Below are 25,230 nucleotides of genomic sequence, written 5' to 3'. Positions count from 1 at the left end.
CGATACTCTCGACGGTCTCAGTTCACAGCGGACGTCGCTTCGACATGACGCGGCAAGGTCACCCGGATACGGGTGCCGCGCTGGCTTTGAACATCAGCCGGGCTGTCGATGGTGATTTGTCCATAATGCTCTTCAACGATGGAATAGACCAGTGCAAGGCCCAGACCGGTGCCTTCGCCAGGATCCTTGGTGGTGAAGAAAGGTTCGAACAATCTATCCATGATGTTCTTCGGAATACCGCTGCCTTCGTCCTCCACGATCAAATCGACCGTGTGTTCGCCGGCTTCGCTTTTGACCCGCACCGCACTGCCCGGAGGCGAGGCGTCGCGGGCGTTTGAGAGCAGGTTGATCAGTACTTGTGCAAGCCGCTGGGGGTCGCCTTCGACCCAGTGATCGGGATCGCAGAGGTTGTAGAACTGCACTTCGAAATTGCGTCGGTTCAGGGCCAGCAAACCGATGGCATCCTGGGCCACTTCCGCCAGACAGACGGGCTCGTCGCTGTGCTGATGACTTCCTGCGTGGGCGAAGCTCATCAGCGACTGAACGATGCGCGACACGCGTTTGGTTTGCTCCAGGATTTGCCCGCTGATTTCCTTCAGTTCACTGTCTTCTTCGCGCTCTTCGCGCAGGTTCTGCGCCAGACAGGCGATGCCAGTGATCGGGTTGCCGATTTCATGGGCCACGCCCGCCGCGAGTCGACCGATGCTGGCCAGGCGCTCGGAGTGCACCAGTTTGTCTTCGAGCATCTGGGTTTCGGTCAAGTCTTCCACCAGCAGCACCAGGCCGCTGTTGCCGGGCGCAAGCGGTTCATCGATCGCTGCTTTGTGCAGGTTCAGCCAGCGGGTTTGGCCGTCGAGCGCCAGGTGCTGTTTGTGCAAATGCTCGTCCGGCAGATTGATGAAGCCTTGCAGCAGCTCTTTCCAAGGATCGGCAATAGTACTCAGCCGCGAACCGACCACACGCTGCGCGGCAATCCCGGTCAGCTCCTCCATGGCTTTGTTCCACATGAGGATTTCCTGATCCTTGGCCAGCGAGCAGACGCCCATCGGCAATTCCTGCAAGGTCTGGCGGTGGTAGCGGCGCAGGGCATCGAGTTCGGCGGCAAGCCCGGTCAGGCGCGAGTGGTAATCCTCGAGACGACTTTCGATGAAGTGGATGTCTTCGGTGACGTAGTTTTCGCCGCCGGCCTTATAAGGCAGGAATGTCTCGACCATGTCCTGAGCCACACTCGGCCCCATCAGGCCGGAGAGGTTGGCTTCGATACGGTCGCGCAAACGGCGCAAGGCATAAGGCCGGCGCTCGTCGAATGGCAGATAGAGGTCGCGCAGGGCCTGTTCGACTTCTTTCTGCGCGGCCTTGGCGCCCAAGGGTTTTGCAAGCTGCGTGGCGAATTCCTGGGGGGACGCGGCGTGCAGTTCGCGGCGTTGCGGCCGACGCACGTTGTCCACGGCACAGGCTTCGGCGGCGCTGGCCTCTTCGCTGCTGGCGTTGGTGAACAGCGAGATCAGGGTGAACATCAGCACGTTGGCCGCCAGCGAGGCGATCGCCGCCATGTGCCAACTGGTGTCGTCCAGCACGTAGATCATGTTCAGCAGCGGTATGTAGAAGCCTTGCAGATTGCCGACCAGCGGCAGCAGCATGGTCACCAGCCACACCAGAATCCCCGCGAGCAAACCGGCGATGAAACCACGGCGGTTGGCGGTCGGCCAGTACAGTACCGACAGCACGCCCGGCAGGAACTGCAGGGTGGCGACGAAGGCGACAATGCCCAGATTCGCCAGATCCTGCTCCGCGCCCAGCAGCAGGTAGAAACCGTAACCGGCCATGATGATCGCGACGATCAGCGCCCGGCGGGTCCACTTCAACCAACGGTAGATATTGCCTTCGGCGGGTGGCTGATAAAGCGGTAGCACCAAGTGGTTCAGCGCCATCCCGGACAGCGCCAGGGTGGTGACAATGATCAACCCGCTGGCCGCCGACAATCCACCGACATAGGCCAATAGCGCCAGGGCCTTGTTATTGGCGGCGATGCCGATGCCCAGCGTGAAATATTCCGGGTTGGTGGTGGCGCCGAGTTTCAGTCCGGCCCAGAGAATCAGGGGTACCGCCAGGCTCATCAACAGCAAGAACAGCGGCAAGCCCCAGCTCGCACTGACCAGCGAGCGCGGGTTGAGGTTTTCGGTAAACGTCATGTGGTACATGTGCGGCATCACAATCGCCGAGGCGAAGAACACCAGCAGCAACGTGCGCCATGGGCCTTCCTGCAATGGCGTGTGCAAAGCGGCGAGGGCGGTCTGGTTTTGCAGTAGCCACAGTTCCAGTTGTTGCGGGCCATCGAACACGCCATACAGCGCATAGAGGCCAACGCCACCGATGGCGATCAGTTTGATCACCGACTCGAAAGCAATCGCGAACACCAGGCCTTCGTGTTTCTCGCGGGTGGCAATGTGGCGGGAGCCGAAGAAGATGGTGAACAGCGTAATCAGTGCGCAGAAGCTCAGGGCTACGCGATGTTGCACCGGCTCGCGGGTGAGGATGCCGATGGAATCGGCCACCGCCTGAATCTGCAACGCCAGCAGCGGCAGCACGCCGATCAGCATGAAGATCGTGGTCAGTGCGCCGGCCCAGGTGCTGCGGAAGCGGAAGGCGAACAGATCGGCGAGCGACGACAGCTGATAAGTGCGGGTGATCTTCAGAATCGGATACAACAGCACCGGCGCCAGCAGAAACGCGCCGGAGACGCCCAGATAGCTGGATAAAAATCCGTAGCCGTATTGATAGGCCAGGCCCACCGTGCCGTAAAACGCCCACGCACTGGCGTAAACGCCCAGCGACAGGGTGTACGTCAGCGGGTGGCGAATGATCGCCCGAGGGATCATGCCCCGTTCGCTGACCCAGGCTACGCCGAACAGCACCGCCAGGTATGCGGCGCTGATCAGGATCATCTGGGTCAGGCTAAAGCTCATCGGCATCTTTTTGGCTCTGCAGGATGAAGGTCACGACGATCAGAATCAGCCAGAGCAGATAAGGGCGATACCAGGCGCCAGTGGCGTCGATCCACCAATCCATGATGGCCGGGGAGAACAGATAAATCCCCACTACCAGGAGCAGGACCAAGCGATAGATGTACATCCCGGCCTCTCTTTTTTATGCGCGTGCCCGAAAACGTGCGGCGATGGTAACGGATGGGCGCGCCACTGCAAGTGTGATCACTGTAGTTGTGCTTCGGGCAGGTTGAGTGTGCGCGGGATCAGCACTGCATCCCAGTGGGCGATGCCCCAGTTCAACACTTCCCGTGGGGTGGCGTAAGCCAGTTCGGCACCGGGATTGTGCCCCAGTGCGCGCAACGCACGCAGCAACAAGGGGGTTGCCTGATCTTCGGTCAACGGCGGCGAGCGATAGGACTTGCCGAGCTTGTTGCCATCGGGCTGGGTAATCAGCGGGATATGCAGATAACGCGGTTGCGGCAGGCCGAGCAGTTCTTGCAAGTAGAGCTGGCGCGGTGTTGAGTCGAGCAGGTCGGCGCCGCGGACGATATCGGTAATGCCTTGCCAGGCGTCGTCCAGCACTACCGCCAGTTGATAGGCGTAGAGCCCGTCGCGGCGACGGATCACAAAATCGCCAACTTCCCGACCCAGATGCTGGCGGTATTCGCCTTGCACCCGGTCGATGAAGTGGTATTCCAGCTCGGGGACGCGCAGGCGAATCGCCGCATCTTTGGTGCCGTGGCCGGCGTTGCGGCACAGCCCCGGATAAATCCCGTGATAGGGCGCAAGTGTTTTGCGTGAACAGGTGCAGGCGTAGGCCAGGCCATGATTGAACAGGCGATTGAGGACTTCGGCGTAGGCATCGTGCCGGTCACTCTGTCGGACCATTTCACCATCCCACTCGAAACCGTAGCTTTCCAGGGCTTTAAGGATCGCTGCTTGAGCGCCGGGCTCTTCCCGTGGCGGATCGAGATCTTCCATGCGCATCAGCCAGTGGCCACCCACCGAGCGCGCGTCGAGGTACGAGGCCAGCGCTGCGACCAGCGAACCGAAATGCAGATGTCCACTGGGCGTGGGGGCGAAGCGCCCGATGTAGGTGGGGGCGGTCATAAAGGCGACGTTACTTTCCAGGCTTGCACCAATAACCCTGTGGGAGCGGGCTTGCTCGCGAATGCGTTGGGTCAAACACCATCAATTTTGAATGTCAGATCGCATTCGCGAGCAAGCCCGCTCCCACAGGTTTCGTGTCGAGGCGAATGTCAGAAACAAAAACGGAGCGTTCGCACGCTCCGTTTTTCGTTCAAGTCGAGATTACTTGCCGACTTGCTTTTCCTTGATTTCCGCCAGGGTCTTGCAGTCAACGCACATATCGGCGGTAGGGCGGGCTTCCAGTCGCTTGACGCCGATTTCGACGCCGCAGGACTCGCACCAGCCATATTCTTCGTCTTCGATCAGTTGCAGCGTCTTGTCGATCTTTTTGATCAACTTGCGCTCGCGGTCGCGGGCACGCAGCTCGAGGCTGAATTCTTCTTCCTGGCTGGCACGGTCTGCCGGGTCCGGGAAGTTGGCCGCTTCGTCTTTCATGTGATCAACCGTACGGTCGACTTCCTGCATCAAGTCCTGTTTCCACCTATTCAGGATCTTGGTGAAGTGAGCGCGCATGGGCTTGCCCATGTATTCCTCGCCCTTTACTTCTTTGTAGGGTTCGAAGCCGCTGATCGACTGGTTTTGCTGCTTTGCTTGGGTGGGCATGAAATGGACCGCCTCTACTCTTGTAATCCATTGCGCAGGATTGCTCCATCACCGACACCTGCCGGCCCTGCGGCTGCAAGCGGGCGAACTTACCAGATCAAATCGGACCGCGCTACTCCCGGATGTCGAGGTAGTGGCCCGCTGTGCTTGCAAATGATTGCAAAGCCTTGTCTGGTGGCGCTGGAGACCTGATCAATTATTGATTTTAGTCAAACCTGGGACACACGCTTGAGTCGTTTGAGACCAGCGTTATAACGGTCTGACCGCTTTAGGTTCTCGCTCGTTCCTGCGCTTGGGTAGAATCAGTTTTTTTCCCCGTTGAAGGAAAGCTAATGGCTCAGTCCTACAGTGCCCGCAGTCGCGCGATCGAACCTTTCCATGTCATGGCGCTGCTGGCGCGGGCCAATGAACTGCAAGCCGCTGGCCACGACGTGATCCACCTGGAAATCGGCGAACCCGACTTCACCACCGCCGAGCCGATCATTCAGGCCGGCCAGGCCGCCCTGACGGCGGGGAAGACCCGTTACACCGCCGCGCGTGGCATTCCCGAGTTGCGTGAGGCCATTTCCGGCTTTTATCAGCAACGTTACGGTTTGAGCATCGACCCGCACCGAATCCTCATCACGCCTGGCGGTTCTGGTGCGCTGCTGCTGGCCAGCGCCTTGTTGGTGGATCCGGGCAAGCACTGGCTGTTGGCGGACCCGGGATACCCGTGCAACCGGCACTTTTTGCGGTTGGTGGAAGGCGCAGCGCAACTGGTGCCGGTCGGTCCGGACGTGCGCTATCAGCTGACGCCGGACCTGATTGCACGCCATTGGGATCACGACAGCGTCGGCGCCCTGGTGGCGTCGCCAGCCAATCCGACCGGGACGATCCTGACCCGCGATGAGCTGGCAGGCCTGTCGGCTGCGATCAAGGAGCGCCACGGTCATCTGGTGGTGGATGAGATCTATCACGGTCTGACCTACGGCACTGATGCGGCCAGCGTGCTGGAAGTCGATGACAGTGCCTTTGTGCTGAATAGTTTTTCCAAGTATTTCGGCATGACGGGATGGCGACTTGGTTGGCTGGTGGCGCCTGAAGCGGCGGTCGGTGAACTGGAAAAACTCGCCCAGAATCTCTACATCAGCGCCCCGAGCATGGCTCAGCACGCCGCTTTGGCCTGCTTCGAACCGGCCACGATCAGCATTCTGGAAGAGCGTCGCGCCGAATTCGGCCGTCGTCGGGATTTCCTGCTGCCAGCCCTGCGAGAGTTGGGCTTTGGTATCGCCGTTGAACCTGAAGGCGCGTTCTACTTGTATGCCGATATCAGCAAGTTCGGCGGCGATGCCTTCGCGTTCTGCCGACATTTCCTGGAAACCGAACACGTGGCGATTACTCCGGGTCTGGACTTCGGTCGTTATCAGGCCGGCCATCATGTGCGGTTTGCCTACACCCAAAGTCTCCCGCGCCTACAAGAAGCGGTCGAGCGGATTGCGCGCGGCTTGAAGAGCTGGCAAGGCTGATGCGTTTTCATCCTCCCCTCGAAGAAGGCCGTTTGATTCGTCGTTACAAGCGTTTTCTCGCCGATATCGAAACCGTTAGCGGCGAGTTGCTGACCATTCACTGCCCGAACACCGGCTCTATGCTCAATTGCCAGGTCGAAGGCGGGCAGGTCTGGTTCAGCCGTTCCAACGACCCCAAGCGCAAGTTGCCCGGCACCTGGGAAATCGGCGAAACGCCGCAGGGGCGCTTGTTTTGTGTGAATACCGGGCGGGCCAACGGCTTGATCGAAGAAGCACTGCGAGCCGGCGTCATCCCTGAACTGAACGGCTTTACTGAACTGAAACGTGAAGTAGCCTACGGTCAGGAGAGCAGTCGCATCGATTTTCGCCTCGATTACCCGAGCGGGCCGGCTTATGTGGAAGTCAAAAGCGTCACCCTGGGCTTCGAGGGTTCTTCAGTGGCAGCGTTTCCCGATGCGGTGACCCAGCGCGGGGCCAAGCATTTGCGCGAATTGGCGCATTTGGCCCGGGACGGAATTCGTGCGGTGCAGTTGTATTGCGTCAATCTCACCGGCATCGACGCTGTGCGTCCTGCAGAAGAAATCGATTCGGCCTACGCCGCAGCCTTGCGTGAGGCGGTGTCGTGCGGGGTTGAGGTGCTGGCCTATGGCGTGCACTTGACCCACGAAGAAATGGTGGTCGATCGGCGTCTGGATGTGTTGCTGAACGGCTAAAGACTGACCCAGATCCCTTGCTCGTCTTCGCGGCAGGCGACTGTGGTCAGGGACTGCCCGGCACAAGGGCCGGCGACGCATTCGCCGTCTTCGATCAGAAACAGTGCGCCGTGGGTCGCGCACTGGATGAGGCTGTTGCTGGGGTCGAGAAACTGGTCAGGCTTCCATTCCAGTCCGACGCCACGGTGCGGGCAGCGATTGATGTAGGCGTAAACCTGGCCGCCACGGCGCACGGCAAAGAGCTTCTGGCCGTCGATGTCGAAACCGCGACTGCTGGCATCGGCCAGCTCAACGCCTGCGCAAAGAAACTTCATGTCTATCCTCAAGTCCTGCGGCTCGTGACTGGATATGTCCGAGCTTGACGTTCAAATGCAAACAATTATCAAATGGCCGCCTTGCCCTTCGGGTACAGATGCCAGGCGCCAAGGATACGTGGCCTGTCATCTCGATGCCCGGAAAACCCTTAAAGGAAGCTGTTTATGCGCCTGAGTACCCGCGTTGCTGCGCTCTGTGTCGGACTCATCGTCAGCCACCACGCCGCAGCGGCCGAGTTGCCACAACGTTGGGTCAGTGCCGGTGGTGCTTTATCGGAATGGATCAGCGCGCTGGGCGGTGAATCGAAACTGGTGGGTGTCGACACCACCAGTCAGCACCCGGAATCGCTCAAGGCATTGCCAAGCATCGGGTATCAGCGGCAATTGTCGGCGGAGGGTATTTTGAGCTTACGCCCGCAGATACTGGTCGGCACCGAGGAAATGGGACCGCCACCGGTACTTTCGCAGGTTCGCAGTGCAGGCGTGCAGGTCGAACTGTTCTCGGCCCAGCCGGACCTGCCGACCTTGCAGGGTAATTTGCAGCATTTGGGCAAGTTACTCGGCGCTGAAGATCAGGCCTCACAATTGTTTCAGACGTATCAACAGCAACTCGATCAACAAAAGATCCGGGTCACTCGGGCGCAGTTGAAGGAAAAATCGCCGGGCGTGCTGTTGTTGCTTGGCCACGCGGGCGGCAAACCGCTCATCGCCGGCAAGGACACCGCCGCCGATTGGTTGCTGCAACGGGCCGGTGGGCACAATCTGGCCACGCATACCGGCTATAAACCCTTTTCTGTTGAATCCCTGGTCAGTCTGGATCCCGAGGTGCTGGTGTTTGCCGATCGTGCACTGACCGGCGATGCGGCACGTGCGGCGTTGTTCAAGGAGAACCCCATCCTGTCCTCGACCCGCGCGGCCAAGGGCGGGCGAGTCATGGAGCTTGATCCGACCTTGTTGGTTGGGGGCTTGGGGCCGCGGCTACCCGAGGCGTTGAAAAAACTGTCTGGCGCTTTCTACCCCGGTTCGGCCGGCCAATGACCATCCTGGTTAAACCACGCGCTTTATTCATTGGTCTGATCCTGCTGTGTGTGGTGGCTATCTGGCTGTCGTTGGCGCTTGGGCCGGTGAGCTTGCCGTTGTTCGACACCTTGCGTGCAGCCCTGCGGCTGGTGGGTGTACCGATCGCTCCCGACGGGCTGGAACAGGCCGAGCTGATCCTCGGGCAGATTCGTTTGCCGCGAACCTTGCTGGGTTTGGCTGTGGGTGGCGTATTGGCACTGTCCGGTGTGGCGATGCAGGGGTTGTTTCGTAATCCTCTGGCCGAACCGGGGCTGGTCGGCGTCTCCAGCGGTGCGGCATTGGGCGCGGCAATTGCGATTGTCGGTGGCTCGGTATTCGGCGGACGGCCCGAATCCTTCGGGCCGTATCTGTTATCGCTGTGCGCGTTTCTCGGTGGGCTCGGCGTGACGGCGTTGGTGTATCGACTGGGCCGACGCAACGGGCAGACCAATGTCGCGACCATGCTGCTGGCGGGTATTGCGTTGACTGCACTGGCCGGCTCCGCCGTGGGGCTGTTCACCTATCTGGCGGATGACGCGACGCTGCGCACCCTGACGTTCTGGAACCTGGGCAGCCTCAATGGCGCCAGCTATTCGCGGCTCTGGCCGTTACTGCTGATCAGTGCCGGCGTGGCGCTGTGGCTGCCGCGCCGGGCCAAGGCCTTGAATGCGTTGTTGCTGGGTGAGTCTGAGGCGGGTCACCTGGGCATCGACGTCGAACGGCTCAAGCGCGAGTTGGTGTTCTGCACGGCGCTGGGTGTCGGTGCCGCGGTGGCTGCGGCGGGGATGATCGGGTTTGTCGGTCTGGTGGTGCCGCATCTGGTTCGACTGCTGGCCGGTCCGGATCATCGTGTGCTGTTGCCAGCGTCAGTATTGGCGGGGGCCAGTCTTTTGTTGTTTGCCGATCTGGTGGCCCGACTGGCCCTGGCGCCGGCCGAATTGCCGATCGGGATCGTCACGGCTTTCATCGGCGCGCCGTTCTTTCTGTATTTATTGCTCAGAGGGCGTGCCTGATGTTGCGAACGCAAAATCTGCAAATCCGTAGGGGCCGAAAGATTGTCCTGACGGACATCACGCTTGAGCTCAAACCAGGCGAAGTCCTCGGTGTGCTGGGACCTAACGGCGCCGGTAAAAGCACCTTGCTCGGCGCCTTGTGCGGCGAGTTGCAGGCTCATCATGGCAGCGTCTGGCTCGACGAGCGCGAGCTGAGCGATTGGATGGGGACGTTGCGAGCGCAGCGTTTGGCGGTATTGCCGCAGGTGTCGACCCTGGACTTCGCCTTTCGTGTCGAAGAGGTGGTCGGCATGGGCCGCTTACCCCATCAAAGCGGTCGGGTCCGCGATGACGAGATCGTTGCCGCCGCATTGCACGCTGCCGATGCCGGGCATTTGAGTGGCCGCAGCTATCTGGCCTTGTCCGGTGGCGAACGCCAGCGGGTGCATCTGGCGCGGGTTCTGGCGCAGCTCTGGCCGGGCGAAGCGGGGCAAACGTTGTTGCTTGATGAGCCAACGTCGATGCTCGACCCGCTTCATCAGCACACCACGTTGCAAGCCGTGCGGGAGTTCGCCAATCGTGGCGCAGCGGTGCTGGTGATCCTGCATGATCTGAACCTGGCAGCGCGCTATTGTGATCGCCTGTTACTGCTCGAAGGCGGACGCCCTGTGGCGCTCGATACACCGGAGCAGGTGTTGCGCCCGGAACCACTCAAGGCCGTGTTCGGGCTGGAAGTGCTGGTGCAGCAGCACCCGGAGCGTTGGCATCCGCTGATCATCGCCCGCTGAGTTTTTTATGGAGTGAAAACATGCGTGGGATTTTGATGCTGGCCTTGCTGTTGCTGAGTGCCTGTCAGCATGTTTCGACTCCGCCACCGGTTGTGGGCGAGATTCGGGACTTGCGCAGCGGCCAGGCTCTGACGGCAGAGGAGCTGGTTGAGCGGTTGGAGTCGCCTTCACGACTGATCGTGGGCGAGCAGCATGACAATCGCGATCACCATCAACTGCAGTTGTGGTTATTGAAGTCGCTGGGTGAACGGCGAGCTCAAGGCAGTCTGCTGCTGGAAATGCTCACGCCGGATCAACAGCTGCGCGTCGATGACGTCCGTCACGCCTCGACACCACCGACGGATTTACCCGGTGCATTAGCGTGGCAGTCGGGTTGGGACTGGAATCTGTACGGGCCCATCGTTCGCTTCACGCTGTCCCAGCCATACCCGCTGCTGGCAGCCAATCTGGACACGCCTGAAGTCCGTGCCGTTTACGCCAATCCTCCGACATTGAGCGGTTCGCGCTCCAACGCTGCTTCAGTCAAAGTCGAGTTGCTGACGCAAGTCAGCGACTCCCACTGTGGTCTGCTGCCGAAATCGCAAATGCCGGCGATGCTGGCGGTCCAGCAACAACGTGACCGACGGATGGCCGAGCGCCTGCTGGCGGCACCCACGCCTTCACTGCTGTTTGCCGGCGCTTACCATGCGCGCAAGGATGTCGGCGTGCCGATTCATGTGCTTGATCTGGGAGAGCCCCAGGCGCCTGTGGTGTTGATGCTGGCGGAGCAGGGCAGCGAGGTCACACCGGCCATGGCTGATTACGTCTGGTACACGCCTGCAACGCCGCCCCAGGATTACTGCGCGCAAATGCGTAAGCAATTTGGCAAGTGATCGAACGACTTTTCTCCAGGCAAAAAAAGACCCGGCAAGAGCCGGGTCAAATAACCGTGATTAGCCTGATGAGGAGATATCTGAGAGTCCGAACCAAGGGCTTTTCAAATATCGACCAGTCTCGCGACCAGTTGTGATAATCATAGCGATTCTCATTAGCAAGTCAACCGCTGATTTCTCAATTATTTGAAATGCGCTTTCCGTTCGATGGGAACGCCCGTAATCATTGGGCTTCAGCCTGTGCGGTTAAGCGAACTCAACTGAATGATCTGCTTGTTCAGCAGATCAATGCGTCGGGCCATGCTCTCGATCAGGCTGTGGGCGATCTTCGGATTGCTTTGGGTCAGGCTGAGAAACTGGTCCTTGGGGATCAGCATGACAGTGCTGGGTTCGCTGGTGATCACGCTGGCGTTACGCTTCTCGCCAGTGAACACCGCCATGGCGCCAAAAATCTCGTCCTTGGGTATATCGCCGACTTTATGCCCGTCGACAAAGGCTTCGGCATGGCCATCGATGATGACGAATACGTGATCCGCGTCTTCGCCCTGATGGATCAACACTTCGCCACTGGCCACGCGCTGAAAACCATTGATGCTTCGAAACTCGGGTTGTTTCAGGCGGGCGAGTGCGTCGGACAGCAGGGCGGACTGACCGGCCATGTATTGAAGGAACAACTCCGACCGCTCCGGGTCGGCATAGATATGCTGAAAAACCTCGGAGCGCAGATACGGCGTCAGTGCCAAGGGGCTATCGCTGCGAAAGCGGCAACGCGGCAGCTCTGTGCCCTGGCGCAAGCCGATCAGATCTCCCTCGTGCAGATAGAACAATGCCCGCTCGTCAACGCACCCATGCAGCAGGCCATTTTCCAGCACAAACAGTTGATCGCCGGGTAACAGGACGGCCAGATCATCGACGGCTGAAAATTCCAGGCTCGGTCCGCAGGGCATCAAACCTTCCAGCAGCCGGACGGGAATATGTTGCAGTCGGTTGATCAGCGCGTCGGCGTAAGCCGGTTGTTCCCCAAGTAGGTACATGGCTGCTGCGTCCGTTCAGTTCTTGTGACGTGACGAGATAGCTTCCAGCTGTTTGTTCAAGGCGTCCTTGCGCTCGGCGGGAATGTCATTCCAGTGCACATCCATCAGGGCACCTTCGATGGCATACAACAACACTTTGGACGCCCGAAACCCGCGCGTGCGCACGGCCCGATAAGCATCCACCGCCCCCAGGCGACGCAAGTCCGAGGCGCTGTGGATGCCCACGGCATGCAGCCACTGCGCCGACGTCTTGCCAAGATTCTTCAGGTGCTGCAGTTCATCATTCATCAAGCCTCCTTGCGACGGCCGAACGGTGCGTGGGCGAGCTTCTCAGGAGTGTAGCCATCAGTAGGAAAAGCGTGATTGTTTGGTCGGTGTCGACGCAAAAGCTTCTAAGAGGCAGATGTCTGGAGAGAGGAAATGTCGGCGAGTGCAGTAGAGGCAGGCAACGCAATCCCTGTGGGAGCGAGCTTGCTCGCGAAGACGTAGTGTCAGTCGACATCAATGTTGAATGTCATACCGCCTTCGCGAGCAAGCTCGCTCCCACAGGGATCGTGTCATATCGGGGAGGCGATGCGGGTATTAGCGGGTGCGATAACGCAGGCGTGTACCGAAATTCATCGACATCAGGATCTCGTCAGCACTCAGTTCTGGCGGGAAGTAGGCGCCGGAGATCTGTGCATGAGCAAGGCTCGCGCCTTCCAGGGAGGCGTTGCGAAAGTCGATGCCGCGCAAGTCGGCGGAGCGGAAGTAGGCATCGGTAAAGTCGACGCCGTCGGCGTTCAGTTCACGCAGGTCCAGACCCCGGAAATCGCCACCGACCATGTCGATAGGTCCGTCTTTGGGGCGCTCGTTGTTGAAACCTGTGATGTCGTCTTTGTGCAGCAACGCATAAAGCGGGGTGTCGAGAAGTTTCGGCTGGCTCATGTCACATCACCTGTTGGTTTTATGACGCCAGTATAGTGCCACTATTTGGCAGCCGTGAAGCCGGCGAAGGCTTCACGGCTGAAATAGTTTCTTACAGGCCCGGCAGGCGCTGGCGAATCTGTGCAACGACTGTGTCGAGGGTTCCGCTTTCATTGGTCTGAACGCGTTTGCTGCAAAGAATCTCTTCAGGCGTCAGGGCCTCACGAGTGGCTTGCTGGGCTTCGATAACCGCCAGGTTGGCGTCGGACGGGTCCTTTTTGTCTGCCTGGCGCAGGGCCAGCCAGCTCTCGATCACCGCTTGCGGCGCATTGCAATCGAGGATCAGGAATGGCGCGCCGGTAGCTTCGGCGATTTTCGCTGCGCCGTCACGCTGGTCGCGCTTGAGGTACGTCGCATCGACTACCACCGGGAAACCAGCACGCAGGATCACTGCGGCAATTTCATGCAGGTGGGTGTAAGTGGCGGCGCTGGCGTCGGCGCTATAGATGCCGGCCTGCGGGTCGTTTGGCACGGTTTGCTCGCCGAACAGACGTTTGCGCTCTACATCGGAACGCAGGCGAATGGCGCCCAACGCTTCCACCAGACGCATGGCCACGTGGCTCTTGCCGACGGCAGAAACACCGTGGGTGATGGCCATGAAGCGCGAAGGAATGGTGCTGTAGCTTTCCGCCAGGTTGGCGTAATTGCGGTACTGACGCAGGGTGGTGGCTCGCTGAACCGGGTCGGCCTCGGCCGGCATGCTGAACAGGCTGACCTTGGCGCGAACCAGTGCGCGATAGGCTTTATAGAAGTTCAGCAACTCAAGGCCCTGGTAATCGCCGGTCAGTTCCAGGTACTGGCTGATGAAGCGGCGCGCCAGACTCTTCAGGCCACGGTCTTCCAGGTCCATCGCCAGGAAGCCGGTGTCGGCGTAAACGTCGGTGAAGCGGAACGGTTCGTTGAACTCGATGCAGTCGAAGATCACGACCTTGCCGTCGATCACGGTGACGTTGCCCAGGTGGATGTCACCGTGGCATTCGCGGATGAAACCTTCGGTCTTGCGCTGGGCGAACAGTGGCTTGAGGCGTTCGAAGCTGCTTTCGGCCCAGGCTTGCAGCGCATCCAGTTGCAGCAGATCGGCCTTGTCGCTGAGGAACGGGCGGATCTGTTCGAAGTTCTGGCGTACCGGCGCCATCACGCTGTCCGGCGTGCCGGCTTCGTGTTCGGCAGGCACTTTCGGTGCACTGAGGTGGAATTGGGCGATCTGCGCGGCCATCTCATCGATGTGCGCAGTGGTCAATTCGCCGTTGGCTTGTAGGGTGCTGAGTAACCCGCTTTGTGGGAATTGACGCATCTTCAGTGCGTAATCGACAACCGGACCATCGCCGCCCAATTGTGGCGCTTCGGCGCTGCCGGTGATCGGCAACACTTCGAGGTACAAATCGTTGGTCAGGCGCTGGTTCAGGCGTAGCTCTTCAGCGCAGAAATGCTCGCGGGCGTCGAGGCTGGTGAAGTCGAGGAAGCCGAAATTCACTGGCTTCTTCACTTTATAAGCAAAGGGGCCGGTGAGGATTACCCAGGAAATATGGGTTTCGATGACCTGGAACCCGTCTACGGGATGCGGGTAGAGGGCCGGGTTTTGCAGGGCAGCGATCAGGGACTGGCTCACAGGCGATCCTTCAGAGTCTGGGGAAAATTCACGGCCGTCATTATGGCCGCAAGTCCGTCTGACGCAAACCTCGGAGGGCTCCTGTTGAGTATGAATAAAGTGCGTATAATCCGCCGCCATGACTCGTACTCGATCCCCCCGCACCCCCAAAAAACCACCTTCCAAGGGCCTGCGCCCCTGGCTGGGCTGGGCCCTTAAACTCAGTCTGGTCGGCCTTGTGGTGCTGGCCGGGTTCGCGGTTTACCTCGACGCGATCGTCCAGGAGAAGTTCTCCGGCAAGCGCTGGACCATTCCGGCCAAGGTGTACGCGCGCCCGCTGGAGCTGTTTACCGGCCAAAAGTTGAGCAAGGAAGACTTCCTCACCGAGCTCGACGCCTTGGGCTACCGACGCGAAGCTGTGAGCAATGGCCCCGGCGCGGCGGAGGTCAGTGGCAACACCGTCGACTTGAATACCCGTGGCTTCCAGTTCTATGAAGGTCTGGAGAAACCCCAGCCTGTGCGCGTGCGGTTCTCCGGCGACTACGTGGCTGAACTTTCGGCGACCAACGGTTCGAAGCTTTCTGTGGTGCGCCTTGAGCCGCTGCTGATCGGCGGGATTTACCCGAAAAACCTCGAAGATCGCATTCTTATCAAGATCGATCAGGTCCCGCCCTATCTGCTGGAAACCTTGGTCGCTGTGGAAGACCGGGACTTCTACAGCCACTGGGGCGTGTCGCCCAAGTCGATTGCCCGAGCCATCTATGTCAACACCTCTGGCGGCAAGATGACCCAGGGCGGCAGTACGCTGACGCAACAACTGGTCAAGAACTTCTACCTGACCAGCGAACGCAGCCTGACCCGTAAACTCACCGAAGCCATGATGGCGATGTTGCTTGAGCTGCATTACGACAAACGAGACATTCTTGAGGCTTACCTCAATGAGGTGTTCGTCGGTCAGGATGGCCAGCGCGCGGTGCACGGTTTCGGCTTGGCAAGCCAGTTTTTCTTCGGGCAGCCGTTGTCTGAACTGAAGCTGCATCAAGTCGCGATGCTGGTGGGCATGGTCAAGGGGCCGTCCTATTACAACCCTCGTCGCAACCCTGAACGGGCGCTTGAACGGCGCAATCTCGTGCTCGATGTACTTGAGCAACAAGGTGTTGCCACCGCCGATCAGGTCGCTGCTGCGAAGAAAATGCCACTGGGTGTGACGACTCGCGGCAAGCTGGCTGACAGCTCGTTCCCCGGCTTCCTCGATCTGGTCAAGCGTCAGCTGCGCGAAGACTATCGCGACGAAGACTTGACCGAGGAAGGTTTGCGGATCTTCACCAGTTTCGACCCGATCCTGCAAATGAAAGCCGAAGCGTCGGTCAACGACACCTTCAAGAGACTCTCCGGGCGCAAGGGTTCCGATGAGGTTGAAGCGGCCATGGTCGTGACCAACCCGGAAACCGGTGAAGTCCAGGCCATGATCGGCAGCCGCCAGGCGAGTTTTGCCGGCTTCAACCGTGCGCTGGATGCTGTACGACCGATCGGCTCTTTGATCAAGCCGGCGGTTTATCTGACAGCCCTTGAGAAGCCGAGCCAGTACACATTGACCAGTTGGCTGTCGGACGATTCCTTCTCGATCAAAGGCGCGGACGGTCAAGTCTGGAAACCGCAGAACTACGATCGCCGTTCCCATGGCACCGTATTTCTGTATCAGGGCCTGGCACATTCCTACAACCTGTCGACCGCGCGTCTCGGGTTGGCGGTGGGCGTACCGAATGTCTTGAAGACCTTGGCACGTCTCGGTGTGAGTCGCGAGTTCCCGGCGTTCCCGTCGATGTTGCTGGGCGCTGGCGGTATGACCCCGATCGAAGTGGCGACGATGTACCAGACCCTGGCCAACGGTGGTTTCAATACGCCGATGCGCGGGATCCGTAGCGTATTGACCGCTGAAGGCGAACCGCTCAAGCGTTATCCGTTCCAGATTCAGCAGCGTTTTGATCCGGCCTCCATTTACCTGATCCAGAGCGCCATGCAGCGGGTCATGCGTGAAGGTACCGGTAGTTCGGTTTACAACGTGTTGCCGAAAACCCTGACCCTGGCCGGTAAGACCGGCACCAGTAACGATTCGCGGGACAGCTGGTTTGCCGGTTTCAGCCAGGACCTGCTGGCCGTGGTCTGGCTGGGTCGCGATGACAACGGCAAGACTCCGTTCACCGGCGCCACCGGTGCGCTGCAGGTCTGGACCAGTTTCATGCGCAAGGCCGATCCGTTGCCGCTGGACATGCCGCAGCCAGACAACATTGTTCAGGCCTGGGTCGATTCGCGTACCGGACAAGGCTCTGATGCCAACTGCCCAGGCGCGGTGCAGATGCCGTATATTCGCGGCAGCGAACCGCCTCCCGGTGCCGCTTGCGGTGGCGAAAGCCCTGTTTCCGGCGAAACGGTGATGGATTGGGTCAAGGGCTGGATGAATTAAGCAAAGAGGGTTTCAAGTGAACAAGTGGTTGATTCCAGCGGTTACCGCCGTGGCTTTGCTCAGCGGTTGCTCCTCCGTACAACGCGGGTCGATTCCGGTTGTGGATTCCGGTAGCGCCGTTTCGAACAGTGAACGGATTTCGGCGAATGGCGGTTTCCGTCAGACGACGACTAAACGTCCTGCGCAAGCCCAGACTCAGGCAATCCCGCAAGGTGATACCGGCGTCGTCGTGATGGTGCCAGGTGGTGGCGCTGTGACGTCGGCACCGATCAGCACTGCGCCGATCACACCAGGCCCGATCACCCCGGGGCCGATCGATACCTCGCCGGTCCAGTCGGCACCGGTCAATCAAGGCAGCTACAGCATGCCGTCGACGCCGAGCGGGATTCCTTCGGCGAGCTCCGGTGGCTTGTCTGCCGACGAGCAATTGGACGGTCCGGTTCTGGCCTTGCTGACCACCGCTCAGCAGCAACAGGCGAGCGGTGATCTCAACGGTGCTTCCTCCAGCCTCGAGCGCGCCCAGCGTGTTGCGCCGCGTGAGCCGCAAGTGCTTTATCGTCTGGCTCAGGTGCGTATGGCCCAAGGCGATGCGCCACAAGCCGAGCAGTTTGCTCGTCGTGGCCTGACCTTCGCCAACGGTCGTCCGGCACTTCAGGCCAGCCTGTGGGGATTGATCGCTCAGGCGCGTGAGAAACAGGGTGATTCTGCTGGCGCAGCATTGGCCCGTCAGAAGGCCAAGGTATCGCTGTGATGGATGCACGCTTTCCGAAGATTGCCGAACAGTTGCTATTGATCGAGCGCGAGCTGCGGGTTCAGGGTTGGTGGGACGAGGTCTCGCCCTCCGCCGAAGCGCTTTCCAGTGTCGAACCATTCTCGGTCGATACGCTGGATTTCGAGCAGTGGCTGCAATGGATCTTCCTTCCGCGGATGAAGGTGATCCTCGAGCAGGATCTGCCCTTGCCAAACGCTTCGGGAATTCAGGAGATGGCCGAAATGGTCTTCGCTGCCCGTAATGTCCAGGGCAAGGACCGGCAGTTGCAGGTGCTGCTCAAAGAGTTTGATCTTCTGATCACCGCCTCTCGCTAACGCCGATCCGTTGTAGGAGCTGTCGAGTGAAACGAGGCTGCGATCTTTTGACTTTGCTTTTAAAAAGATCGCAGCCTCGTTTCACTCGACAGCTCCTACAGGTGTTTATTGGCAATTATCCGCAATCTGTTTCTGTGCTTCGCTAATGCGCTCCTGACGTTGCTGGTCGGTCAGGCGGCGCATCTCACCTTCGACATCCTCCCGTATTCGCGGATTGTTCTGAAGCTGAGCCAGGTTCGTCCGCGCCTGTTCGCAGAATGCCTTTAGCTGGGCTTGCTGCTCGGTCACCTGCTTTTTAACTTTATTGTCGATAGCCTGTTGATCACCAATGGTGCCGCTGCGTGGCGACGGGGGCTGGTTGCTTGCAGGCGAGGAGGGCGTGACCACGGTGGTGGCTTCCCGGCCTTGGGGCGGCTGGGCGTCGAAGTGGGTAACGCCCTGGGCGTCGACCCATTTGTAGATCTGAGCGGCCATGCACAAAGGGCTGATGCCAATCAGCAGGCTGGCGGTCAGGAAAAACGTTCGCATGCCATTTCCTTGTATTGGGTTGCGCAATTGAAGCTAACACAGTTGCTGTTTAGCGGTTTTTTCTTGCTTTCTCATGTGCTTAGTTCAATAAAGCACATAGACGACTTGACTTGGAGAGGACGAAACAGAAGAATCCAAAGTCCGCTGTAGAGGGACTGCCAGAAGCAGGCCCGCTCAGCAGATCATGAGGCGCACATCCGCGCCGACCTGTTACACCCGCAACGCGTTACCTCGCGCTGGGTGGGAAAGGCCCGCAACACTTGGGACGATCCCAATACTTGCTCAGTCAGTGCTGACGTAGTCGGCGACCACCGTCGCTCATGCTCTGCTGAGAAGTAAACCTATTAAGACCCGTCCTCTTTTATGTGGGCGGTATTCTGGCGTTTTAGAGGTGAACAACGTGGAGCTTTTATCTGGCGGTGAGATGCTCGTCCGCTTTTTGCGTGACGAAGGCGTCAAATATATCTACGGGTACCCGGGTGGTGCTCTTCTTCATGTCTACGATGCCCTGTTCAAAGAATCGGAAGTGACCCACATCCTGGTTCGTCACGAACAGGCTGCGACCCATATGGCTGACGGCTATGCCCGTGCCACCGGTAAAGCCGGTGTGGTACTGGTGACCTCCGGCCCGGGCGCAACCAACGCCATCACCGGTATTGCCACGGCCTACATGGACTCCATTCCGATGGTGGTCATTTCCGGCCAGGTGCCTAGCAACATGGTTGGTACCGATGCGTTCCAGGAAACCGATATGATCGGTATCTCCCGGCCGATCGTGAAGCACAGCTTCATGATCAAACACGCGTCGGAAATCCCGGAAGTCATGAAGAAAGCGTTCTACCTCGCGCAATCCGGTCGTCCTGGTCCCGTCGTTGTCGATATCCCGAAAGACATGACCAACCCGGCCGAGAAGTTCGAATACATCTTCCCGAAAAAAGCCAAGCTGCGTTCCTACAGCCCGGCCGTTCGCGGTCACTCTGGGCAAATCCGCAAGGCGGCAGAAATGCTTTTGGCGGCCAAGCGTCCAGTGATGTACGCAGGCGGCGGCGTGATTCTCGGTGGTGGCTCCGCGCCGCTGACGGAATTGGCGAAGATGCTCAACCTGCCAGTAACCAATACCCTGATGGGCCTGGGTGCCTACCCTGGCACCGACCGTCAGTTCATTGGCATGCTCGGCATGCACGGCAGCTACACCGCTAACCTGGCGATGCACCATGCCGACGTGATCCTCGCGGTCGGCGCGCGTTTCGATGATCGCGTGATCAACGGTCCGGCGAAGTTCTGCCCGAATGCCAAGATCATTCACATCGACATCGACCCGGCTTCGATTTCCAAGACCATCAAGGCAGACGTACCTATCGTCGGTCCGGTCGAGAGCGTCCTGACCGAAATGGTCGCGATCCTCAAGGAAATCGGCGAGACCCCGAACAAGGAGTCCGTTGCCAGTTGGTGGAAGCAAGTTGATGAGTGGCGCGGTGACCGCGGCCTGTTCCCTTACGACAAGGGCGACGGCAGCGTCATCAAGCCGCAGACCGTGATCGAAACCCTGTGCGAAGTCACCAAGGGCGATGCCTTTGTGGCCTCCGACGTGGGCCAGCACCAAATGTTTGCGGCGCAGTACTACACCTTCAACAAGCCGAACCGCTGGATCAACTCGGGTGGCCTGGGCACCATGGGCTTCGGTTTTCCGGCGGCCATGGGCATCAAGCTGAGCTTCCCGGATGACGACGTTGTCTGCGTGACGGGTGAGGGCAGTATCCAGATGAACATTCAGGAACTGTCCACCTGTCTGCAATATGGCTTGCCGGTGAAAATCGTCATCCTGAACAACGGTGTTCTGGGTATGGTTCGCCAGTGGCAAGACATGAGCTATGGTAGCCGTCACTCGCATTCCTACATGGAGTCGCTGCCTGACTTCGTCAAGTTGGCGGAGGCCTATGGTCATGTCGGCGTGCGCATCACCGACTCGAAAGATTTGAAGTCGAAGATGGAGGAAGCGTTTGCCATGAAAGATCGCTTGGTGGTGCTCGATATTTCGGTCGACACCAGCGAGCACGTCTACCCGATGCAGATCAAAGACGGCTCCATGCGCGATATGTGGCTGAGCAAGACGGAGCGTACTTAATCATGCGGCACATTATTTCCTTGCTTCTGGAAAACGAACCGGGTGCTCTGTCTCGTGTAGTCGGCCTGTTCTCGCAGCGCAACTACAACATCGAAAGCCTGACCGTGGCACCGACCGAAGACCCGACCCTGTCGCGTCTGACGCTGACCACGGTTGGCCACGATGAAGTTATCGAGCAGATCACCAAGAACCTGAACAAGTTGATCGAAGTGGTCAAACTGGTCGACCTGTCGGAGAGTGCTCACATCGAGCGCGAGCTGATGCTGGTCAAGGTCAAGGCCACCGGCGCCCAGCGCGCCGAGATCAAACGCACTACCGATATTTATCGTGGGCAGATCGTTGACGTCAGCGCTAGCGTGTATACCGTTCAATTGACCGGTACAAGCGATAAGCTCGACAGCTTCATTCAGTCCATTGGCACCGCCTCGATTCTGGAAACCGTCCGCAGCGGCGTAACCGGCATTGCCCGCGGCGACAAAGTACTCAGCATCTAAACCAAATTAGCGAATGGCCTGAACGGCCTGGATATATAGGGGAATTTCATGAAAGTTTATTACGAAAAAGACTGCGACCTGTCGATCATCCAGGGCAAGAAAGTTGCCATCATCGGTTACGGTTCCCAGGGCCACGCTCAAGCGTGCAACCTGAAAGACTCCGGCGTTGACGTTACTGTTGGCCTGCGTAAAGGTTCGGCGACTGTTGCCAAAGCCGAAGCTCACGGCCTGAAAGTGACCGACGTTGCTTCCGCTGTTGCGGCTGCCGACCTGGTCATGATCCTGACCCCGGACGAGTTCCAGTCCGCTCTGTACAAGAACGAAATCGAGCCGAACATCAAGAAAGGCGCCACCCTGGCCTTCTCCCACGGTTTCGCGATCCACTACAACCAGGTTGTTCCGCGCGCCGACCTCGACGTGATCATGATCGCGCCGAAAGCTCCGGGCCACACCGTGCGTTCCGAGTTCGTCAAAGGCGGCGGTATCCCTGACCTGATCGCTATCTATCAGGATGCTTCCGGCAACGCCAAAAACGTTGCACTTTCCTACGCCGCTGGCGTTGGTGGCGGTCGTACCGGCATCATCGAAACCACCTTCAAGGACGAGACTGAAACCGACCTGTTCGGCGAACAAGCCGTTCTGTGCGGCGGTACCGTTGAGCTGGTTAAAGCCGGTTTCGAAACCCTGGTTGAAGCTGGCTACGCGCCGGAAATGGCCTACTTCGAATGCCTGCACGAACTGAAACTGATCGTTGACCTCATGTACGAAGGCGGTATCGCCAACATGAACTACTCGATCTCCAACAACGCTGAATACGGCGAGTACGTGACCGGTCCGGAAGTGATCAACGCCGAATCCCGTCAGGCCATGCGCAACGCCCTGAAACGTATTCAGGACGGCGAATACGCCAAGATGTTCATCAGCGAAGGCGCTACCGGCTATCCTTCGATGACCGCCAAGCGTCGTAACAACGCCGCTCACGGTATCGAAATCATCGGCGAGCAACTGCGCTCCATGATGCCGTGGATCGGTGCCAACAAGATCGTCGACAAAGCTAAAAACTAAGTCGCGCACTTGTACGAAAAACGCGGCCTAGGCCGCGTTTTTTCGTTTGGGTGGCTGGTTCTGGTATAAAGCTGCATCGTTTGCGGCCGAACCGTCGTCCCAGACACCTGTCCAAACTTTCCACCCCGTTGCAAGGTAATGTCCATGAGCGAACGTCCCGAAGAGCCAAACCAGGCTTCTGACGCCGAAAGCCTGCTGCCCATCGATGAACACATCGAGGAAGGGCATGACGCTGAAGGTCGTAAAGTCCGGCATCGTGGTATCTATCTTCTGCCGAATCTGTTTACCACTGCGAATCTGTTCGCAGGGTTTTATTCCATCATCAACTCGATGAGCGCCCAGAGCGCCTTGAGTGCCGGTGATTCGATTGGTGCGAGCAAGTATTTTGCTTTTGCAGCGATCGCGATTTTTGTCGCGATGGTGCTCGACGGCCTCGATGGTCGCGTTGCCCGTATGACCAATACCCAGAGCGCCTTCGGTGCCGAGTACGACTCGCTGTCCGACATGGTCGCCTTTGGTGTTGCGCCGGCATTGCTGGCATTCGGTTGGGCCTTGGGCGACATGGGTAAGGTCGGCTGGATGGTTGCCTTCATTTATGTAGCCGGTGCAGCGTTGCGTCTGGCGCGTTTCAATACCCAGGTCGGCACTGCGGACAAGCGCTACTTCATTGGTCTGGCCAGTCCGGCTGCTGCTGGTGTGGTCGCAGGCATTGTCTGGGCGTTCAGTGATTACGGCATTCAGGGTTCGAAGATGTCCTTCCTGGTTGCACTGATGGTCGCTGCCGCCGGCATGCTGATGGTCAGCAACATCAAGTACAACAGCTTCAAGGAGCTGGATTTGAAGGGGCGTGTACCTTTCGTGGCCATCCTCGCGGTGGTATTGGTGTTTGCCGTAGTGTTCAGTGATCCGCCGCGCATCCTGCTGCTGGTTTTCCTCGCTTATGCAGCCTCTGGCCCGGTTCAATATCTGTTACGTCTTCGTCGGCACAAAAACGCCGAGTGATGTAATTTCCCTCATACTCCGCAGTCTATGGGTGCATCTGTCCTCCAATGCTGCGGAGTTGTCATGCTGATCAAAATCCCCAAAACGTCTGACTGCCATGAGTCGGACGTCACGCCTGAATCCTTCTATCTATCTCGTCGCAATGTTCTCGGTGCCGCCGTTGCCGGTTTGGCTGTTAGCGGCTTGCCGCGTTGGGTTAGTGCTGCCGATGCTGCGCGTTATGCGGATGTTGAGCCTGGCAAGGCGCCTTCCTGGTTTGCCGAAAAACTTCCTTCTACCAAGTGGGGCGCGGTCAGCGTCAAGGATGAGGCGATCACGCCATTCAAGGACGCGACCCATTACAACAACTTCTATGAGTTCGGCACCGATAAAGGTGATCCTGCCGCCAATGCCGGCGCGTTGAAAACCGAACCTTGGAGTGTGGTGGTGGACGGGGAGGTGGGCAAGCCGGGACGATACGCACTGGAAGACTTCATGAAGCCTTATCAGTTGGAGGAACGCATCTATCGTCTTCGCTGTGTAGAGGCCTGGTCAATGGTCATTCCATGGATCGGATTTCCCATCTCGGCCTTGCTCAAGGAAGTTGAGCCAACGTCCAAAGCCAAATTCATTCGCTTCGAAACCCTGGAAGATCCCAAGAGCATGCCCGGGCAACGTTCCGGTTTTGCCTTGATTGAGTGGCCTTATGTGGAAGGGCTGCGCCTGGATGAGGCGATGAACCCGTTGGCGATTCTTGCCGTGGGTATGTACGGGCGGGAGTTGCCGAATCAGAACGGCGCGCCTCTGCGTTTGGTGGTCCCGTGGAAGTACGGCTTCAAGAGCGTCAAATCCATCGTGCGGATCAGTCTGGTTAGTGAGCAGCCGAAAACCACCTGGCAGAGCATTGCCTCGGATGAGTATGGTTTTTATGCGAACGTGAATCCTGCGGTCGACCATCCACGTTGGACTCAGGCGCGCGAGCGGCGTTTGCCGAGTGGATTGTTCAAGCCCAATGTGCGGGATACGCAGATGTTCAATGGCTACTCGGATGAAGTCGCCTCTCTATATACAGGGCTCGATTTGCGGAAAAACTACTGATGCGATTTCCGTTTTGGCGAATTGGTGTCTTTATAGCTGTTGCGGTCTTGCCGCTGCTTTGGTTGTATCAGGCCTGGGAGGATGTGCTGGGGCCTGATCCGGGCAAGGTGCTGGTTGACCGGTTGGGGCTGGGGACGCTCGTCCTGCTACTCATTACTTTAAGCATGACACCTCTGCAGAGACTTACCGGTTGGGCGGGGTGGGTTGCTGTCCGGCGGCAACTGGGGTTGTGGTGCTTCGCTTATGTGGTTTTGCATTTGAGTGGGTATACGGCGTTCATCCTCGGCTTTGATTGGTCGCAGTTGGGTGTCGAGTTGCGCAAACGGCCGTACATTATTGTCGGGACGCTTGGGTTTCTCTGTTTATTGGCCTTGGCGGTGACCTCAAATCGCTATAGTCAGCGGAGTTTGGGTTCTAGCTGGAAGAAATTACATCGTCTTGCCTATGTGGTTCTCGGGCTTGGATTGCTGCATATGTTGTGGATCGTGCGCGCTGATCTTAAGGAGTGGGCGGTTTACGCCTCTATAGGTGCATTGCTATTAGTGTTGCGACTACCCCCTGTAACCCGCCGAATCCCCCGTTTAATGGCTAAAAGGTCAACTTCTGCAAGAAAGGCGTAATTAAGGGTTGACGGCAGATTCTGGAAGTCTATAATTCGCCCCACTTCCGGCGCAGTCGAAACGGAAAACTCCTTGGTGAACAATGAGTTACGCAGTTTTCGACAGCGAGTTGCTTCAGGTCATCGAAGCCCAGAAGGAGTTGAAAGAGTGGCGTTGTTTGGCTCTTTTGACGATTCGATCTTCTCGGTCGAAAGCGGTG

The 25,230-nt window shown here is 58.7% G+C and carries 25 protein-coding genes; 15 read left to right on the top strand and 10 right to left on the bottom strand.

Annotated features, from left to right (window positions below):
* Positions 1 to 17 precede the first annotated feature (17 nt).
* From E3W21_RS25460 to dksA, 4 genes are all read right to left on the bottom strand, one after another.
* Positions 18 to 2,972: a sensor histidine kinase gene (locus E3W21_RS25460; RefSeq protein ID WP_162247459.1), complete on the bottom strand. Its 2,955-nt coding sequence runs from the start codon at positions 2,970 to 2,972 to the stop codon at positions 18 to 20.
* Positions 2,956 to 3,132 carry a hypothetical protein gene (locus tag E3W21_RS25455; protein ID WP_003176118.1) on the bottom strand — a complete coding sequence of 59 codons (177 nt, stop codon included), beginning with the start codon at positions 3,130 to 3,132 and terminating at the stop codon, positions 2,956 to 2,958. The genes E3W21_RS25460 and E3W21_RS25455 overlap by 17 nt, the downstream gene beginning before the upstream one ends.
* 77 nt (positions 3,133 to 3,209) lie before the next feature.
* Positions 3,210 to 4,097 (bottom strand): tRNA glutamyl-Q(34) synthetase GluQRS, encoded by an 888-nt coding sequence (gene gluQRS / locus E3W21_RS25450; protein ID WP_134422266.1) that lies wholly within the window; start codon positions 4,095 to 4,097, stop codon positions 3,210 to 3,212.
* A 201-nt stretch (positions 4,098 to 4,298) separates the two neighbouring features.
* On the bottom strand, positions 4,299 to 4,739 hold the full coding sequence (gene dksA / locus E3W21_RS25445) for an RNA polymerase-binding protein DksA (RefSeq protein ID WP_134422264.1): 441 nt from the start codon (positions 4,737 to 4,739) through the stop codon (positions 4,299 to 4,301).
* A 332-nt stretch (positions 4,740 to 5,071) separates the two neighbouring features.
* On the opposite strand from dksA, the gene E3W21_RS25440 reads away from it, so the two are divergent.
* Both E3W21_RS25440 and sfsA read left to right on the top strand, forming a co-directional pair.
* A complete protein-coding gene (locus E3W21_RS25440; RefSeq protein WP_129441181.1) occupies positions 5,072 to 6,244 on the top strand; it encodes a pyridoxal phosphate-dependent aminotransferase in 1,173 nt (390 codons plus the stop codon).
* Entirely contained in the window at positions 6,244 to 6,957 is a 714-nt protein-coding gene (sfsA, locus tag E3W21_RS25435) for a DNA/RNA nuclease SfsA (protein WP_134422262.1), read from the top strand. The genes E3W21_RS25440 and sfsA overlap by 1 nt, the downstream gene beginning before the upstream one ends.
* On the opposite strand, the gene E3W21_RS25430 is transcribed toward sfsA, so the two are convergent.
* Positions 6,954 to 7,271, bottom strand: coding sequence for a Rieske (2Fe-2S) protein (locus E3W21_RS25430; protein ID WP_134422261.1), 318 nt, complete (start codon positions 7,269 to 7,271; stop codon positions 6,954 to 6,956). The two genes, sfsA and E3W21_RS25430, sit on opposite strands and share 4 nt — an antisense overlap.
* Positions 7,272 to 7,436: 165 nt before the next feature.
* On the opposite strand from E3W21_RS25430, the gene E3W21_RS25425 reads away from it, so the two are divergent.
* Genes E3W21_RS25425 through E3W21_RS25410 form a run of 4 tightly spaced genes read left to right on the top strand, consistent with a single transcriptional unit; the run spans position 7,437 to position 10,982 of the window.
* Positions 7,437 to 8,309, top strand: coding sequence for a hemin ABC transporter substrate-binding protein (locus tag E3W21_RS25425; protein ID WP_134422260.1), 873 nt, complete (start codon positions 7,437 to 7,439; stop codon positions 8,307 to 8,309).
* Positions 8,310 to 8,359: 50 nt separating this feature from the next.
* The gene (locus tag E3W21_RS25420; RefSeq protein WP_178084153.1) at positions 8,360 to 9,343 is read left to right on the top strand and encodes an iron ABC transporter permease; all 984 of its coding nucleotides are present in this window, start codon (positions 8,360 to 8,362) and stop codon (positions 9,341 to 9,343) included.
* On the top strand, positions 9,343 to 10,110 hold the full coding sequence (locus E3W21_RS25415) for a heme ABC transporter ATP-binding protein (protein WP_134422258.1): 768 nt from the start codon (positions 9,343 to 9,345) through the stop codon (positions 10,108 to 10,110). The genes E3W21_RS25420 and E3W21_RS25415 overlap by 1 nt, the downstream gene beginning before the upstream one ends.
* 20 nt (positions 10,111 to 10,130) lie before the next feature.
* The gene (locus tag E3W21_RS25410) at positions 10,131 to 10,982 is read left to right on the top strand and encodes a ChaN family lipoprotein (protein WP_134422257.1); all 852 of its coding nucleotides are present in this window, start codon (positions 10,131 to 10,133) and stop codon (positions 10,980 to 10,982) included.
* A gap of 233 nt (positions 10,983 to 11,215) precedes the next feature.
* Here the strand turns inward: E3W21_RS25410 and E3W21_RS25405 are convergent, their stop codons facing one another.
* From E3W21_RS25405 to E3W21_RS25390, 4 genes are all read right to left on the bottom strand, one after another.
* Positions 11,216 to 12,016 carry a Crp/Fnr family transcriptional regulator gene (locus E3W21_RS25405; RefSeq protein WP_134422256.1) on the bottom strand — a complete coding sequence of 267 codons (801 nt, stop codon included), beginning with the start codon at positions 12,014 to 12,016 and terminating at the stop codon, positions 11,216 to 11,218.
* Between the two features lie 15 nt (positions 12,017 to 12,031).
* Positions 12,032 to 12,304 (bottom strand): TfoX/Sxy family protein, encoded by a 273-nt coding sequence (locus E3W21_RS25400; protein WP_003228231.1) that lies wholly within the window; start codon positions 12,302 to 12,304, stop codon positions 12,032 to 12,034.
* A 294-nt stretch (positions 12,305 to 12,598) separates the two neighbouring features.
* Positions 12,599 to 12,943 carry a pentapeptide repeat-containing protein gene (locus E3W21_RS25395; protein ID WP_008015079.1) on the bottom strand — a complete coding sequence of 115 codons (345 nt, stop codon included), beginning with the start codon at positions 12,941 to 12,943 and terminating at the stop codon, positions 12,599 to 12,601.
* A 91-nt stretch (positions 12,944 to 13,034) separates the two neighbouring features.
* Positions 13,035 to 14,591: a bifunctional aminoglycoside phosphotransferase/ATP-binding protein gene (locus tag E3W21_RS25390; RefSeq protein ID WP_134422255.1), complete on the bottom strand. Its 1,557-nt coding sequence runs from the start codon at positions 14,589 to 14,591 to the stop codon at positions 13,035 to 13,037.
* A gap of 118 nt (positions 14,592 to 14,709) precedes the next feature.
* Here E3W21_RS25390 and mrcB point away from each other — a divergent pair, with 118 nt between their 5' ends.
* From mrcB to E3W21_RS25375, 3 genes are read left to right on the top strand one after another with little or no spacing between them, the layout of a single operon-like run.
* The gene (gene mrcB / locus E3W21_RS25385) at positions 14,710 to 17,034 is read left to right on the top strand and encodes a penicillin-binding protein 1B (RefSeq protein ID WP_134422254.1); all 2,325 of its coding nucleotides are present in this window, start codon (positions 14,710 to 14,712) and stop codon (positions 17,032 to 17,034) included.
* Positions 17,035 to 17,050: 16 nt separating this feature from the next.
* Complete coding sequence (locus tag E3W21_RS25380) at positions 17,051 to 17,785, top strand: tetratricopeptide repeat protein (protein ID WP_134422253.1); 735 nt, start codon at positions 17,051 to 17,053, stop codon at positions 17,783 to 17,785.
* The gene (locus E3W21_RS25375; protein WP_033054374.1) at positions 17,785 to 18,120 is read left to right on the top strand and encodes a YqcC family protein; all 336 of its coding nucleotides are present in this window, start codon (positions 17,785 to 17,787) and stop codon (positions 18,118 to 18,120) included. Before E3W21_RS25380 ends, E3W21_RS25375 begins: the two co-directional genes overlap by 1 nt.
* Before the next feature lie 105 nt (positions 18,121 to 18,225).
* On the opposite strand, the gene E3W21_RS25370 is transcribed toward E3W21_RS25375, so the two are convergent.
* Entirely contained in the window at positions 18,226 to 18,648 is a 423-nt protein-coding gene (locus E3W21_RS25370) for a DUF4124 domain-containing protein (protein ID WP_134422252.1), read from the bottom strand.
* Between the two features lie 400 nt (positions 18,649 to 19,048).
* Here E3W21_RS25370 and E3W21_RS25365 point away from each other — a divergent pair, with 400 nt between their 5' ends.
* The 6 genes from E3W21_RS25365 (at position 19,049) to msrQ (ending at position 25,031) form a co-directional block, all read left to right on the top strand.
* Positions 19,049 to 20,773 carry an acetolactate synthase 3 large subunit gene (locus E3W21_RS25365; protein WP_134422251.1) on the top strand — a complete coding sequence of 575 codons (1,725 nt, stop codon included), beginning with the start codon at positions 19,049 to 19,051 and terminating at the stop codon, positions 20,771 to 20,773.
* Positions 20,774 to 20,775: 2 nt separating this feature from the next.
* Positions 20,776 to 21,267 (top strand): acetolactate synthase small subunit, encoded by a 492-nt coding sequence (gene ilvN / locus E3W21_RS25360; RefSeq protein WP_003176102.1) that lies wholly within the window; start codon positions 20,776 to 20,778, stop codon positions 21,265 to 21,267.
* Positions 21,268 to 21,315: 48 nt separating this feature from the next.
* A complete protein-coding gene (gene ilvC, locus E3W21_RS25355; protein ID WP_007948647.1) occupies positions 21,316 to 22,332 on the top strand; it encodes a ketol-acid reductoisomerase in 1,017 nt (338 codons plus the stop codon).
* A 144-nt stretch (positions 22,333 to 22,476) separates the two neighbouring features.
* Positions 22,477 to 23,334: a CDP-diacylglycerol--serine O-phosphatidyltransferase gene (gene pssA / locus E3W21_RS25350; protein ID WP_056746100.1), complete on the top strand. Its 858-nt coding sequence runs from the start codon at positions 22,477 to 22,479 to the stop codon at positions 23,332 to 23,334.
* Between the two features lie 63 nt (positions 23,335 to 23,397).
* The gene (msrP, locus tag E3W21_RS25345; protein WP_134422250.1) at positions 23,398 to 24,411 is read left to right on the top strand and encodes a protein-methionine-sulfoxide reductase catalytic subunit MsrP; all 1,014 of its coding nucleotides are present in this window, start codon (positions 23,398 to 23,400) and stop codon (positions 24,409 to 24,411) included.
* Positions 24,411 to 25,031, top strand: a complete 621-nt coding sequence (gene msrQ, locus E3W21_RS25340) for a protein-methionine-sulfoxide reductase heme-binding subunit MsrQ (protein WP_134422249.1) — start codon at positions 24,411 to 24,413, stop codon at positions 25,029 to 25,031. Before msrP ends, msrQ begins: the two co-directional genes overlap by 1 nt.
* Positions 25,032 to 25,230: the final 199 nt, after the last annotated feature.

It is taken from the genome of Pseudomonas sp. F01002 (assembly GCF_004402115.1).
GTDB lineage: Bacteria > Pseudomonadota > Gammaproteobacteria > Pseudomonadales > Pseudomonadaceae > Aquipseudomonas > Aquipseudomonas frigoris.
Note: the sequence above shows the minus strand (reverse complement) of the source record. Positions and strands in the feature narration are given on the sequence as shown.

Excerpts from the sequence above, each read along its gene's own strand:
- msrP (WP_134422250.1), top strand. The coding sequence starts at position 23,398 with ATGCTGATCAAAATCCCCAAAACGTCTGACTGCCATGAGTCGGACGTC.
- gluQRS (WP_134422266.1), bottom strand. The coding sequence starts at position 4,097 with ATGACCGCCCCCACCTACATCGGGCGCTTCGCCCCCACGCCCAGTGGA.
- ilvN (WP_003176102.1), top strand. The coding sequence starts at position 20,776 with ATGCGGCACATTATTTCCTTGCTTCTGGAAAACGAACCGGGTGCTCTG.
- E3W21_RS25415 (WP_134422258.1), top strand. The coding sequence starts at position 9,343 with ATGTTGCGAACGCAAAATCTGCAAATCCGTAGGGGCCGAAAGATTGTC.
- ilvC (WP_007948647.1), top strand. The coding sequence starts at position 21,316 with ATGAAAGTTTATTACGAAAAAGACTGCGACCTGTCGATCATCCAGGGC.
- msrQ (WP_134422249.1), top strand. The coding sequence starts at position 24,411 with ATGCGATTTCCGTTTTGGCGAATTGGTGTCTTTATAGCTGTTGCGGTC.
- E3W21_RS25425 (WP_134422260.1), top strand. The coding sequence starts at position 7,437 with ATGCGCCTGAGTACCCGCGTTGCTGCGCTCTGTGTCGGACTCATCGTC.
- pssA (WP_056746100.1), top strand. The coding sequence starts at position 22,477 with ATGAGCGAACGTCCCGAAGAGCCAAACCAGGCTTCTGACGCCGAAAGC.
- E3W21_RS25410 (WP_134422257.1), top strand. The coding sequence starts at position 10,131 with ATGCGTGGGATTTTGATGCTGGCCTTGCTGTTGCTGAGTGCCTGTCAG.
- E3W21_RS25405 (WP_134422256.1), bottom strand. The coding sequence starts at position 12,016 with ATGTACCTACTTGGGGAACAACCGGCTTACGCCGACGCGCTGATCAAC.
- E3W21_RS25375 (WP_033054374.1), top strand. The coding sequence starts at position 17,785 with ATGGATGCACGCTTTCCGAAGATTGCCGAACAGTTGCTATTGATCGAG.
- E3W21_RS25370 (WP_134422252.1), bottom strand. The coding sequence starts at position 18,648 with ATGCGAACGTTTTTCCTGACCGCCAGCCTGCTGATTGGCATCAGCCCT.
- E3W21_RS25440 (WP_129441181.1), top strand. The coding sequence starts at position 5,072 with ATGGCTCAGTCCTACAGTGCCCGCAGTCGCGCGATCGAACCTTTCCAT.
- E3W21_RS25455 (WP_003176118.1), bottom strand. The coding sequence starts at position 3,132 with ATGTACATCTATCGCTTGGTCCTGCTCCTGGTAGTGGGGATTTATCTG.
- E3W21_RS25460 (WP_162247459.1), bottom strand. The coding sequence starts at position 2,972 with ATGCCGATGAGCTTTAGCCTGACCCAGATGATCCTGATCAGCGCCGCA.
- E3W21_RS25400 (WP_003228231.1), bottom strand. The coding sequence starts at position 12,304 with ATGAATGATGAACTGCAGCACCTGAAGAATCTTGGCAAGACGTCGGCG.
- sfsA (WP_134422262.1), top strand. The coding sequence starts at position 6,244 with ATGCGTTTTCATCCTCCCCTCGAAGAAGGCCGTTTGATTCGTCGTTAC.
- mrcB (WP_134422254.1), top strand. The coding sequence starts at position 14,710 with ATGACTCGTACTCGATCCCCCCGCACCCCCAAAAAACCACCTTCCAAG.
- E3W21_RS25430 (WP_134422261.1), bottom strand. The coding sequence starts at position 7,271 with ATGAAGTTTCTTTGCGCAGGCGTTGAGCTGGCCGATGCCAGCAGTCGC.
- dksA (WP_134422264.1), bottom strand. The coding sequence starts at position 4,739 with ATGCCCACCCAAGCAAAGCAGCAAAACCAGTCGATCAGCGGCTTCGAA.
- E3W21_RS25395 (WP_008015079.1), bottom strand. The coding sequence starts at position 12,943 with ATGAGCCAGCCGAAACTTCTCGACACCCCGCTTTATGCGTTGCTGCAC.